This is a genomic window from Vibrio amylolyticus (genome assembly GCF_023145695.1).
GTDB classification, from domain to species: domain Bacteria; phylum Pseudomonadota; class Gammaproteobacteria; order Enterobacterales; family Vibrionaceae; genus Vibrio; species Vibrio amylolyticus.
The window spans coordinates 110,342-123,711 of the sequence record NZ_JAJHVV010000010.1; the positions used below are offsets into that span (position 1 = coordinate 110,342).

Annotated in this window: 9 protein-coding genes; 8 read left to right on the forward strand and 1 reads right to left on the reverse strand. The window is 43.2% G+C overall.

Going from position 1 to position 13,370, the window contains the following annotated elements; all coding sequences use genetic code 11:
* The first annotated feature begins 21 nt into the window (after positions 1–21).
* Together ftsZ and lpxC are read left to right on the forward strand one after the other, a co-directional pair.
* Positions 22–1,248, forward strand: coding sequence for a cell division protein FtsZ (gene ftsZ, locus KP803_RS16210; protein ID WP_248009901.1), 1,227 nt, complete (start codon positions 22–24; stop codon positions 1,246–1,248).
* A gap of 98 nt (positions 1,249–1,346) precedes the next feature.
* A complete protein-coding gene (lpxC, locus tag KP803_RS16215) occupies positions 1,347–2,264 on the forward strand; it encodes a UDP-3-O-acyl-N-acetylglucosamine deacetylase (RefSeq protein ID WP_248009902.1) in 918 nt (305 codons plus the stop codon).
* 135 nt (positions 2,265–2,399) lie between these two features.
* Here lpxC and KP803_RS16220 read toward each other — a convergent pair whose 3' ends face one another.
* A complete protein-coding gene (locus KP803_RS16220) occupies positions 2,400–2,855 on the reverse strand; it encodes a DUF721 domain-containing protein (protein WP_248009903.1) in 456 nt (151 codons plus the stop codon).
* A 316-nt stretch (positions 2,856–3,171) separates the two neighbouring features.
* On the opposite strand from KP803_RS16220, the gene secA reads away from it, so the two are divergent.
* The 6 genes from secA (at position 3,172) to KP803_RS16250 (ending at position 13,354) form a co-directional block, all read left to right on the forward strand.
* Positions 3,172–5,904, forward strand: coding sequence for a preprotein translocase subunit SecA (gene secA, locus KP803_RS16225; protein ID WP_248009904.1), 2,733 nt, complete (start codon positions 3,172–3,174; stop codon positions 5,902–5,904).
* Positions 5,905–6,017: 113 nt separating this feature from the next.
* The gene (mutT, locus tag KP803_RS16230) at positions 6,018–6,416 is read left to right on the forward strand and encodes an 8-oxo-dGTP diphosphatase MutT (RefSeq protein ID WP_248009905.1); all 399 of its coding nucleotides are present in this window, start codon (positions 6,018–6,020) and stop codon (positions 6,414–6,416) included.
* A 116-nt stretch (positions 6,417–6,532) separates the two neighbouring features.
* Positions 6,533–7,342, forward strand: coding sequence for a 4-hydroxy-tetrahydrodipicolinate reductase (gene dapB, locus KP803_RS16235; RefSeq protein ID WP_248009906.1), 810 nt, complete (start codon positions 6,533–6,535; stop codon positions 7,340–7,342).
* A 530-nt stretch (positions 7,343–7,872) separates the two neighbouring features.
* Complete coding sequence (gene carA, locus KP803_RS16240; protein WP_248009907.1) at positions 7,873–9,012, forward strand: glutamine-hydrolyzing carbamoyl-phosphate synthase small subunit; 1,140 nt, start codon at positions 7,873–7,875, stop codon at positions 9,010–9,012.
* Positions 9,013–9,028: 16 nt separating this feature from the next.
* Positions 9,029–12,259: a carbamoyl-phosphate synthase large subunit gene (carB, locus tag KP803_RS16245; RefSeq protein ID WP_248009908.1), complete on the forward strand. Its 3,231-nt coding sequence runs from the start codon at positions 9,029–9,031 to the stop codon at positions 12,257–12,259.
* A gap of 87 nt (positions 12,260–12,346) precedes the next feature.
* Positions 12,347–13,354: a helix-turn-helix domain-containing protein gene (locus tag KP803_RS16250; RefSeq protein WP_248009909.1), complete on the forward strand. Its 1,008-nt coding sequence runs from the start codon at positions 12,347–12,349 to the stop codon at positions 13,352–13,354.
* Positions 13,355–13,370 lie beyond the last annotated feature (16 nt).

Consider the following 13,370-nt stretch of genomic DNA (forward strand, 5'->3'; position numbering starts at 1 on the left):
CAGGAAAAACGGAGATAACAAATGTTTGAACCGATGATGGAAATGTCTGACGATGCCGTAATTAAAGTCGTTGGAGTTGGTGGCGGTGGTGGTAATGCCGTTGAGCACATGGTACGTGAATCCATCGAAGGCGTGGAATTCATCAGTGTCAATACGGATGCACAAGCACTACGTAAGACGAGTGTGAATAGCGTTATTCAGATTGGCGGTGATATTACTAAAGGTCTTGGTGCTGGCGCTAACCCTCAGGTTGGTCGTGATGCTGCTTTAGAAGATCGAGAAAGAATTAAAGAAGTTCTTACTGGTGCCGATATGGTATTTATAGCCGCAGGTATGGGCGGTGGCACAGGTACTGGAGCTGCTCCTGTTATTGCAGAAGTGGCTAAAGAACTGGGAATTTTAACGGTAGCTGTTGTTACTAAGCCATTTAGCTTCGAAGGCAAAAAGCGTTTAGCCTTTGCTGAGCAGGGTATTGAAGAATTATCGAAGTCAGTTGACTCATTAATTACGATCCCTAACGAAAAGCTATTGAAAGTACTTGGTCGCGGTGTGACGCTCTTAGAAGCGTTTGGCAGCGCAAACAATGTATTGAAAAATGCGGTTCAAGGTATTGCTGAGCTAATAACTCGCCCAGGCATGATTAACGTCGATTTCGCCGATGTAAGAACGGTGATGTCGGAAATGGGTCACGCTATGATGGGTAGTGGTATTTCAAAAGGTGAAGACCGAGCAGAAGAGGCCGCAGAAACGGCAATTTCTAGCCCGCTATTAGAAGATATCGATCTAGCAGGCGCTCGTGGCGTACTTGTCAATATTACTGCTGGCCTAGACATGCGTCTTGATGAGTTTGAAACTGTTGGTAATACAGTTAAAGCGTTTGCATCAGATAACGCAACAGTTGTTATTGGTACTTCTTTAGATCCTGATATGACGGATGAAATCCGAGTCACTGTTGTTGCAACAGGTATCGGCACAGAGAAGAAACCTGACATTACATTGGTAGCGGGTGGTAAAACGAAAGTTGCTCCAGTAGCTCAGCCACAACAGCAAGCTGCACCAGTACAGCAACCAATAGTTAAAGCTGAGGAAAAACCGGCACAACCTTTGCAGGAAAAACCTCAGGTTGCCGCGCAACCGACAGCAACACCGACGACATCGAACTCAGGACAGGCAGCTACGGCACCTAAAACTGAGAAAGAAAATGCTTACTTAGATATTCCAGCATTCTTACGTCGTCAGGCTGATTAATAACTGTACGTAATTTGACAGCGTTCAATATTATGTTAACATGCGCGGTCTGCATAACTGCAGGCCGTGATATGTAGCGAGTTTATTAAGGGAAGTAGATGATTAGACAACGTACTTTGAAAGAGATAGTGAAAACAACTGGTGTGGGTCTCCACTCTGGTCGTAAAGTGACGCTTACTCTTCGCCCTGCTGCTGCAAATACTGGCGTTATTTACCGTCGTACTGATGTTAATCCTCCTGTTGATTTTCCTGCTGACCCTGAGTCAGTGAGAGATACAATGCTTTGTACCGCTTTAGTTAATGAAGACGGTGTAAGGATCTCTACTGTAGAGCATTTAAATGCCGCTCTTGCCGGTATGGGAATTGACAATGTTATCGTTGAAGTTGATGCTCCTGAAATCCCAATCATGGATGGCAGTGCAAGCCCGTTTGTTTTCTTACTGCAACAAGCTGGTATTGAGACATTAAATTCACCTAAGCGTTTTATCCGTATCAAGAAACCAGTACGCTTTGAAGATGGTGATAAGTGGGCAGAATTTGTTCCTTTCAATGGCTTCCGTATGGATTTCGAAATTGAATTCGATCACCCTGCTATAGAGATTGACGAACAACGTTTACAGTTTGATTTCTCATCTCAAGGATTTATCAAAGAGATTTCGCGAGCTCGTACTTTCGGTTTCATGAAAGATATTGAATACCTTCAATCGCAGAACCTTTGTTTGGGTGGTAGCTTTGATTGTGCAATCGTGCTTGACGAGTACCGTATTCTTAATGAAGAAGGCCTTCGTTTCGCAAACGAGTTTGTAACCCATAAAGTACTCGATGCGATTGGTGATCTTTACATGTGTGGTCACGCTATTATCGGCGAATTCCGTGCTTACAAATCAGGTCATGGCTTAAATAACCAACTACTACGCGCTGTGTTAGCGGATCAAGAAGCTTGGGAATGGGCAACCTTTGAAGAGCAAGCTGGCTCTCCAGTCGCCTTTGCAGACCCGAGTATGGTCTTAGCGTAAAGAAAAGTTTAAAAGAAAAAACCAGACATCAAGTCTGGTTTTTTTTAGCTTTCTACTTTACGAGCGATCTAAATCATTCTAATTGCCCATCGTATTACTCACTACAATTCCCTGAGTTACTTCCTAATCAGAACGCTATTTCTTTGCGAGTTGAGCTATTCGCTTCAATCGTTCTTGAATTTTTTTCGGTGCAGATTCTGCCACAATAAGAAGAGCCTGAGCTGCGCTTTCCGATAGTGGAGCGCGTTTTTTAAATTCATCTTCCTTAGGTGTTCTCCCTTCCTGTCGGTATAAGCTGGGGTTAATTTTGACCTCAAGTGAAATGAGCCGAGCGAATCCAGCAGAACGCAGATGATTTAAAATGGTCAGCCGATCATAATCTAGCTTCATCTTCATCGAAGCATTTGCGACCTCTAGTAGTAAGTGACTGCCACGAACATTGGCCGCTCGGCAGTGCTTAACCACATTGGCAGGAAGAAACTTTTGCAGTTCTTGGTTAATCGTTAAGATCTCTTTGGCGTGCTGCTGTATCTGATTAAGCTTAGATTCTGAAAGCAACTCTTGCGTTAACGTCGGGCGATGATCTCTCATGGTAGTCTCAATCGTTGTGTTAAGGCTATTTTAGTGCATCTATGCCATGGGGAGTAGTAGCAAATAGGCACAATAGATAACCAATTAGCAAAAAAAATTAAGTGCGCTTCAAACAAATGACGAAGCTATTGGTTGTTAGTGGTAAAATTCCTTAAACTATCGTCACTAATTATAACTATCGCCTTGAAAATTCAACGACTCACCACAATATCGGTGATACATGATTTATCTCAGTATCCTTAGTTTAAAACTGGTCGAGACTGAAGGCATTTAGAGTAGACCGTATGCGGTCTAAATTAAGAGAGATTCCTAGCAAATGATAACTAAGCTACTGACATCGGTTTTTGGTAGTCGCAACGACAGAACCTTGCGTCGCCTAAGAAAAATTGTAAAAGAGATCAATAATTACGAGCCAAGCTTCGAAGCTCTATCTGACGAAGAATTAAAAGCGAAAACGGTTGAGTTTCGTGAGCGTTTAGAGAAGGGGGAATCACTCGATAAACTTCTCCCAGAAGCATTTGCTACGGTTCGTGAAGCGTCTAAGCGTGTTTACGGCATGCGCCACTTTGACGTTCAGCTTATCGGCGGCATGGTGTTAAATGAAGGCCAAATTGCTGAAATGCGTACTGGTGAAGGTAAAACACTTACAGCGACGTTAGCGGCATACTTAAATGCTCTACCTGGTAAAGGTGTGCATGTCATCACGGTCAACGACTACCTTGCAAAGCGTGATGCAGAAACAAACCGCCCTCTATTTGAATTTTTAGGGATGACGGTTGGTGTCAATGTTGCCAATATGCCACCTCAAGAGAAAAAAGAAGCGTACTTAGCCGATATTCTTTACGGCACGAATAATGAATTTGGCTTCGATTATTTGCGCGATAACATGGCATTTCGTAATGAAGATCGAGTTCAACGTTCTCGATTCTTTGCCATCGTCGATGAAGTGGATTCTATCTTAATTGATGAAGCTCGTACCCCTCTTATTATTTCAGGTCCGGCTGAAGATAGCTCTGAGCTATACGCTAAGATCAACACTCTAATTCCACACCTTGAGCGCCAAGAGAAAGAAGACTCTGAAGAGTACCGTGGTGATGCACACTACACGCTTGACGAAAAATCCAAACAAGTTCACTTGACTGAGACGGGTCAAGAGTTCGTTGAAGAACTGATGCTTAAAAATGGGTTAATGGAAGAGGGTGACACACTTTATTCACCAACGAACATTAGTCTGTTACACCACGTAAATGCGGCACTTCGTGCGCACGTTCTGTTTGAGCGTAACGTTGATTACATCGTTAATGACGATGGCGAAGTGGTGATAGTTGATGAACATACTGGTCGTACGATGCCAGGACGTCGTTGGTCGGAAGGTTTACACCAAGCTGTAGAAGCTAAAGAAGGTGTGAAAATTCAAAACGAGAACCAGACTTTAGCTTCGATCACATTCCAGAACTTTTTCCGTCTGTATGAAAAGCTGTCAGGTATGACAGGTACAGCGGATACAGAAGCTTTCGAATTCCAGTCCATCTATGGTTTAGATACAGTTGTTATTCCGACAAATAAACCGATGATTCGTGATGATATGCCAGATGTGGTCTATCGTACGGAAGAAGATAAATTCAATGCAATCATCGAAGATATTAAAGAACGTGTTGCCAAAGGTCAGCCTTCATTGGTCGGTACGGTTTCGATTGAAAAGTCTGAACTTCTTTCAAACGCGTTAACGAAAGCAAAGATCAAACATAACGTTCTGAACGCGAAGTTCCATGAAAAAGAAGCAGAAATTGTAGCAAGTGCAGGTACGCCTGGCGCAGTTACCATTGCTACTAATATGGCGGGTCGTGGTACCGATATTGTACTTGGTGGTAGCTGGCAGGCAAAAGTCGAAGCGCTATCAAATCCGACACAAGAGCAAATCGATGCAATTAAGGCCGAATGGAAAGTTATCCATGATGAAGTTTTAGCTGCGGGCGGTTTGCATATTATTGGTACTGAGCGTCATGAATCTCGCCGTATCGATAACCAGTTACGTGGTCGTTCAGGTCGTCAAGGTGATGCTGGTTCATCTCGCTTCTATCTATCAATGGAAGATTCATTACTTCGTATCTTTACCTCTGATCGTATGGCTGGCTTAATTCAAAGTGGAATGGATGAAGGTGAGGCGATTGAAAGTCGTATGCTTTCTCGCTCAATTGAAAAAGCGCAGCGTAAAGTGGAAGGTCGTAACTTCGATATTCGTAAACAGCTTCTTGAATACGATGATGTTGCCAATGACCAGCGTAAAGTGGTTTATGAGCTACGTGATGAACTAATGAGTACTGACAATATCAGTGAGATGCTTGAGCAAAACCGAGCTGATGTCTTCACCTCTATTATCGATGAATATATCGCCCCTCAATCATTAGAGGATATGTGGGATATTCCTGGTCTTGAAGAGCGTCTGAAAAATGACTTTGATATTGAAGTCTCGATTCAAACATGGCTTGATGAAGACGATAAGCTTTATGAAGAGGCTCTTCGCGAAAAACTCTTGGCTCATGCGGTAGAAGTTTATAAGTCAAAAGAAGAGGCGGTCGGTGAAACTGTGCTACGCAACTTCGAAAAATCGGTGATGCTGCAAACACTTGATACGCTTTGGAAAGAGCACTTGGCAGCAATGGACCATCTTCGCCAAGGTATTCATCTTCGTGGTTACGCACAAAAGAACCCGAAACAAGAATATAAACGTGAATCATTTGAGCTATTTGAAGGTTTACTTGATACGTTGAAGTTTGACGTTATTACGATTTTGTCGAAAGTTCGAGTTCAACAGCAAGAAGAAGTTGAACGTATGGAAGCTCAGCGACGTGCTCAAGCGGAAGCTGCAGCTCAAAGAGCTCAAGCTCAACATGCGAGTGCTGATAACCAACTTGCTGGAAATGAAACTGAGCAGCAAGAAGACGGACAACAGCCAGTTGTTCGTGATGAGCGAAAAGTAGGTCGTAATGAGCCGTGTCCATGTGGTAGCGGTAAAAAGTACAAGCAATGTCACGGTAAGATTGCTTAACTCTTTCCAGTAGTCATTAAAAATGAAGAGTCGCATTAGCGGCTCTTTTTTTAACTAAATTTTGCTTAGGTCAGCCATTTACTTAGTAAGCGAGTTGAATGAAAGGAATTAAGATGAAACGTATTCATATTGTCGCGGGCATTATTTTTGATGCTAAACAGTCCCAAATCTTTATTACCAAGAGACCTGATAAGTTACACAAAGGGGGCTTTTGGGAATTTCCTGGAGGAAAAGTAGAGCTAGGGGAAACAGCAGAGCAAGCGATGACAAGAGAGCTTGATGAAGAGATTGGAATCGTGGTTACTAAGCAATCCTTTTTTGAGCATTTAGAGTATGACTATCCAGAAAAGTCGTTAAAGTTTGACTTTATCATTGTTCATGAGTTTGATAATCAGCCTTATGGAAGAGAAGGTCAGCAAGGAAAGTGGGTAAGAGTAGAGGAACTGTCTCACTATCGTTTCCCTGAAGCGAATCTGCCTATTGTTGAACGTGTACTAAAAGAGTTTACCTAAACGCTAGTCAAGGTTGGGGAATGTTGTTAGTTTATATAGCTAATAGAGTTATGTGAGTTTGATCAAAAATAGGTTTTGCTATTCATAGTGAGCTAAATGTAAGGGAGAAAAAGTCAATGGTACGAGTTGCAATCGCCGGTGCTGCAGGCCGCATGGGAAGAAATCTAGTAAAAGCGACCTATTTAAATCAAGAAGCTAAAGTCGCATCTGGATCAGAGCGTCCGGAGTCCTCATTAGTCGGAGTCGATCTAGGTGAGCTATGTGGTGAAGGTAAGCTAGATATAGCGATTGTTGACAGCCTTGAAAAGTCTATTGAAGAGTATGACGTGATTGTCGACTTTACGGCTCCAGTAAATACAATTGCTAATATTGAACTGTGTAAAAAATATGGAAAGCAGATTGTAATCGGTACGACAGGCTTCTCTGAAGAAGAAAAGCAGCAGATTGATGCAGCATCCAAAGATATCGCTATTGTTATGGCACCGAATTACAGTGTTGGCGTCAACCTGGTGTTCAAACTACTAGAAAAAGCAGCCAAGGTAATGGGCGATTACTGTGATGTTGAAATTGTTGAGGCTCACCACCGCCATAAAGTCGATGCACCATCTGGTACCGCAATTGGTATGGGGGAAGCGATTGCCGGAGCAATGGGGAACGAACTTAATGATGTTGCGGTTTGGGCCCGAGAAGGCATCACTGGTGAGCGAACAAAAGATGAAATTGGGTTTGCCACGATTCGAGCGGGTGACATCATTGGTGAACACACGGCAATGTTTGCAGATATCGGTGAACGTGTTGAGATAACCCATAAGGCGACTGATCGAATGACGTTCGCAAATGGTGCGATCAAAGCGGCTGTTTGGCTCAATGCAAAACCAGCGGGTTTTTATACGATGACCGATGTGCTCGGTTTAAACGATCTTTAAACTGCGAGACACATTCTAGGTTTAGATAACGATTAAACCGCTTTTTCTACTATGATTAATTATGCGCTGAAAAAACTCAGCGCATATACCTTCCTTTTTCCCTTCTACGAATTCTAATACGTAATTCAATGCTTTTATGGCTTTTTAATGCATTGATTTTACCCGTTACGATTGTTTGTTTGCATTAAAGGCTTAAAAGTACATGTTAACTATGGTTGTTGAACGATTGCTTTTTTTTAATCTCAATCCTCATGTCTTCTTTCGCCTCTGCGAGTGATTTTTTTGCTAAACCCTCTCCGTGCGATAAAGCTCTAGGGGTAAAACTTGTTTTTTTAGCTGCTTTGTATGGGAAATTAGTGCTACCCCATTAAAGTAGTGATTTATTAATAGTAAAACTTGACACATGTCACAAGCATAATTAGAATACCGCCAATTTGTCTAATTTCCATAAAAACGCTGTTTTACAGCGAAAAGGAAGGTAGATTTGCAAATTAATTCATTTTTAATGCATTTTTATTTTGGAGGTTGTCTTGATTAAGTCAGCACTGCTAGTCCTAGAAGATGGGACAGTATTCCACGGTGAATCAATCGGCGCAGATGGTTCAGCTGTTGGTGAAGTCGTTTTTAACACCTCGATGACGGGGTACCAAGAAATCCTCACTGATCCTTCCTATTCTCAACAGATTGTAACCCTTACTTATCCCCACATTGGCAATACCGGAACGAATTCCGAAGACGAAGAATCCTCAGCGATTCATGCTCAAGGCCTAGTAATTCGTGATCTACCTCTTTTAGCTTCAAACTTCCGTAACGAACGTTCTCTTTCTGATTACCTTAAATCTCAAAATATTGTTGGCATTGCAGATATCGATACTCGCAAGCTAACCCGTATTTTGCGTGAAAAAGGCGCTCAGAACGGATGTATTGTTGCTGGTAGCAATATTGATGAAGCGTTAGCACTGGCTAAAGCAAAAGAGTTTCCTGGTCTTAAGGGGATGGATCTTGCGAAAGAGGTTACAACAAAAGAAGCGTATCAATGGAAACAAGGTTCGTGGACGCTTACGGGTGGTCTTCCTGAAGCGAAAGATGACAGCGAGTTGCCATACCACGTTGTTGCCTACGACTTTGGAGCAAAACGAAACATCCTGCGCATGCTTGTCGACCGAGGCTGCCGCTTAACAGTTGTTCCTGCTCAAACTTCTGCTGAAGAAGTTCTAGCCTTGAACCCTGATGGCGTATTCCTTTCAAATGGCCCTGGTGACCCAGCACCATGTGATTACGCAATTGAAGCGACAAAAGTATTCCTAGAAAAAGAACTACCAATTTTCGGTATTTGTCTAGGACACCAAATTCTTGCGCTAGCGTCAGGTGCACAAACTGTGAAAATGAAGTTTGGCCACCACGGTGCTAACCACCCAGTTAAAGATTTAGATCGTGATATTGTGATGATTACTTCACAAAACCATGGTTTTGCTGCTGATGAAGAGACTCTACCAAGCACACTGCGTGCAACGCATAAGTCTCTATTTGATGGTTCTCTACAAGGTATCCATCGTACAGATAAGCCAGCATTTAGCTTCCAGGGTCACCCTGAAGCAAGCCCAGGTCCAGAAGACGCAGCGCCGTTATTCGACCACTTTATCGAACTCATTAAACAGCACAAAGCTTAATTCGGAGTAGTAGACAATGCCAAAACGTACTGACATTCAAAGTATTCTAATTCTAGGTGCTGGCCCGATTGTTATCGGTCAAGCATGTGAGTTTGATTACTCTGGTGCTCAAGCTTGTAAAGCACTTCGTGAAGAAGGCTACCGAGTTATCCTTGTAAACTCGAACCCAGCAACCATCATGACAGACCCTGATATGGCCGATGCAACATACATCGAACCTATTCAATGGGAAGTTGTTCGTAACATCATCGCTAAAGAGAAGCCAGACGCAGTTCTACCGACTATGGGTGGACAAACTGCTCTTAACTGTGCACTTGATTTAGAGAAGCACGGCGTTCTTGAAGAGTTCGGTGTTGAAATGATTGGTGCAACGGCTGACGCTATCGATAAAGCAGAAGACCGTTCACGCTTTGATAAAGCAATGAAATCAATTGGCCTTGAATGTCCAACGGCTGATACAGCGAAAACGATGGAAGAAGCTTACAAAGTTTTAGACATGGTTGGCTTCCCTTGTATCATTCGTCCATCGTTTACGATGGGTGGTACAGGCGGTGGTATCGCTTATAACAAAGAAGAATTTGAAGAAATCTGTCGCCGTGGTCTGGATCTTTCTCCTACCAATGAGCTTCTAATCGATGAGTCACTTATCGGTTGGAAAGAGTACGAGATGGAAGTGGTTCGTGATAAAAACGACAACTGTATCATCGTATGTGCGATTGAAAACTTTGACCCAATGGGTATTCACACGGGTGACTCAATCACCGTGGCTCCAGCGCAAACGCTGACAGACAAAGAATACCAATTAATGCGAAATGCTTCTCTAGCAGTACTGCGTGAGATTGGTGTTGAAACGGGTGGTTCAAACGTACAGTTTGGTATCAACCCGAAAGATGGCCGTATGGTTATCATCGAGATGAATCCACGTGTATCTCGCTCTTCTGCTCTAGCATCGAAAGCAACAGGCTTCCCAATTGCTAAGATTGCAGCGAAGCTCGCTGTAGGCTTCACGCTAGACGAGCTAATGAATGACATCACTGGCGGCGCAACTCCAGCATCATTCGAACCAACAATCGACTACGTAGTAACTAAGATTCCTCGTTTTAACTTCGAGAAATTTGCAGGTGCTAACGATCGTCTAACGACTCAAATGAAGTCTGTTGGTGAAGTTATGGCTATCGGCCGTAACCAACAAGAGTCTCTGCAAAAAGCACTACGTGGCCTAGAAGTTGGTGCGAATGGCTTTGATGAAATGGTTGATTTAGATGCGCCTGACGCTCTAACAACGATTCGTCACGAACTAAAAGAAGCCGGCGCTGAGCGTATTTGGTACATCGCGGATGCATTCCGTGCTGGTATGTCAGTAGATGGCGTATTTAATCTAACGCAAATCGACCGTTGGTTCTTAGTTCAAATTGAAGACATTGTGCTTCTTGAGCAACAAGTAAAAGCGAACGGTTTTGCTGGTCTTAACAAAGACGTATTGAACAAGCTTAAGCGTAAAGGTTTCGCTGATGCTCGCCTATCTAAAATTCTGGGTGTAGCAGAAAGTGAAATTCGCCGCCTACGTGACCAGTTCGATATCCACCCAGTGTACAAGCGTGTAGATACCTGTGCGGCTGAATTCTCTTCAGATACGGCTTACATGTACTCTTCTTACGATGATGAGTGTGAAGCGAACCCTACAGAAAAAGACAAGATCATGATCTTGGGTGGCGGTCCAAACCGTATCGGCCAAGGTATTGAGTTCGACTACTGTTGTGTACACGCATCACTAGCGCTACGTGAAGATGGCTACGAAACAATCATGGTTAACTGTAACCCTGAGACAGTTTCTACCGATTACGACACATCAGACCGTCTGTACTTTGAACCAGTAACTCTGGAAGATGTACTAGCCATCGCTCGCGTTGAAAAGCCAAAAGGCGTTATCGTTCAGTACGGTGGTCAAACACCACTGAAACTAGCTCGTGCTCTTGAAGCTGCTGGCGTACCAATCATTGGTACTAGCCCAGATGCTATCGACCGTGCAGAAGACCGTGAGCGTTTCCAAGTTGCTGTAGACCGTCTTGGTCTTCTACAACCAGAGAACGCAACAGTGACAACAATGGAGCAAGCGGTAGAAAAATCTCGCGAAATTGGCTTCCCATTGGTTGTACGTCCTTCTTATGTTCTTGGTGGTCGTGCGATGGAAATCGTATACGATGAGCAAGACTTACGTCGTTACTTCAACGAAGCCGTAAGTGTTTCGAACGAATCTCCAGTACTACTTGATAGCTTCTTAGATGACGCCGTTGAAGTAGACGTTGATGCGATTTGTGACGGTGAGCGCGTTGTTATCGGCGGTATCATGGAGCACATCGAACAAGCCGGTGTTCACTCTGGTGACTCAGCATGTTCTCTTCCTGCTTACACGCTTAGCGATGAAATCCAAGATGTCATGCGTGAGCAAGTTGAAAAGCTAGCGTTTGAATTGGGTGTTCGCGGTCTAATGAATACACAGTTTGCTGTTAAAGATAACAAAGTATACCTAATCGAGGTTAACCCTCGTGCAGCACGTACCGTTCCATTTGTATCTAAAGCAACTGGTGCGCCAATTGCTAAGATTGCAGCTCGTGTAATGGCAGGCCAATCTTTAGAGTCTCAAGGCTTTACTAAAGAGATTATCCCACCTTATTACTCAGTGAAAGAAGTTGTACTGCCATTCAACAAGTTCCCTGGTGTTGACCCACTATTAGGCCCAGAAATGCGCTCTACTGGTGAGGTGATGGGTGTGGGTCCAACATTCGCTGAAGCATACTCTAAAGCTGAACTAGGTTGTGGCAATATCTACCCTGAAGGTGGACGTGCACTTCTATCTGTTCGTGAAGGTGATAAAGAGCGTGTTGTAGACCTTGCGTCTAAGTTAACTAAACTTGGTTACCAGTTGGATGCTACTCACGGTACGGCGGTTATTCTAGGTGAAGCGGGCATTAACCCACGCCTTGTAAACAAAGTACACGAAGGTCGTCCTCACATTCTTGACCGTATCAAGAACAACGAGTACACCTACATCGTGAACACGGCTGCAGGTCGTCAAGCGATTGAAGATTCTAAAGTTCTTCGTCGTGGTGCTTTGGCTGAGAAAGTGAACTACACAACAACGCTAAACGCAGCATTTGCAACATGTATGGCTCATACAGCGGATGCAAAAACTTCGGTTACTTCAGTACAAGAGCTACACGCTCAAGTAAAAGCAAACGAAGCATAATCTGATAAAGATTAAACAAAACCCGCTCACTAGAGCGGGTTTTTTTATGCTTTAATTGTATCAATTAGTCACCACCGAGAACACTTGATGAGTTCCCCTTCAATTTTGACCACTAAGTACTTGGTTCATTCCGGTTGGTTTAAGCTATTAAATAGCTACCGAACAGAGCACTTACCCTCTTTAGAGTTTGATGTCGAAGAGATTGAAACTCGTTATATGGATGTACGCTCTGCTAGGCAATATTACTTTGACCTCCAAAGCGCTTCGCAAAACTATAAACTGCCTATTGAAGTCGCAGGTAATATTGATCCCTTAACGTTTGGGAGTTATAGCTTGGCACTTTGGACTGCGCCAGATCTTTATACTTTGCTTAAGGTTGCCTGTGAATACTGCATTGTATTAGGGATGCCCCTTGATCTTCAGTTCTATGAAAGTCGGCAAGGTAATGTCGAGATATGGTTCGTCACTAATGAAGTTGGTGACAAAGACGGCTATGTAACGAATCGAGGTATACTTCTTTATATAACAACACTACTAACACTGCTGCGCCGTGTATGCCGTACAGAGCTTGATGGGATAGAGGTTCAACTCGATTCTCTGTTTAGTGAAAATTCTGCTAGCTTTCAAGCTGTTGAGAAAAAGTTCTCTTGCCAGTTTACCTCTGGGCATATTTTAAGGAAGATTATTTTTAAGCGTAAAAGCATGTTCACATCTTTAGCAACTTCAGAGCAAGACATCCATCGCGTTAATATGGTTTTACTGCGAGAACAAATGACAGAGCTTAGTACTAATAACATTGTTTTGAGAGTTCGGAAAGCACTCGATAGTTTGGATGAGCTCTCATTGGCGAATGTTAATTTCGTGTCTCAAAATATGGGGATGACAGCCCGTACATTAAATAGAAAATTGAATGAAGTTAGTACTCATTATCGAGTCGTTCTTGAAAATTACAAGCTAGAAAAGGCACTCAGCCTGTTAAGTAAAAGTAACCTAAGTGTATCTATTATCGCAGAAAAACTCGGTTTCTCTGATGTTACTGCATTTTCTAGAGCATTTAAAAGGTGGACAGGGTGCACGCCATCTGATTACCGATGATGGTGACGGGGATGAT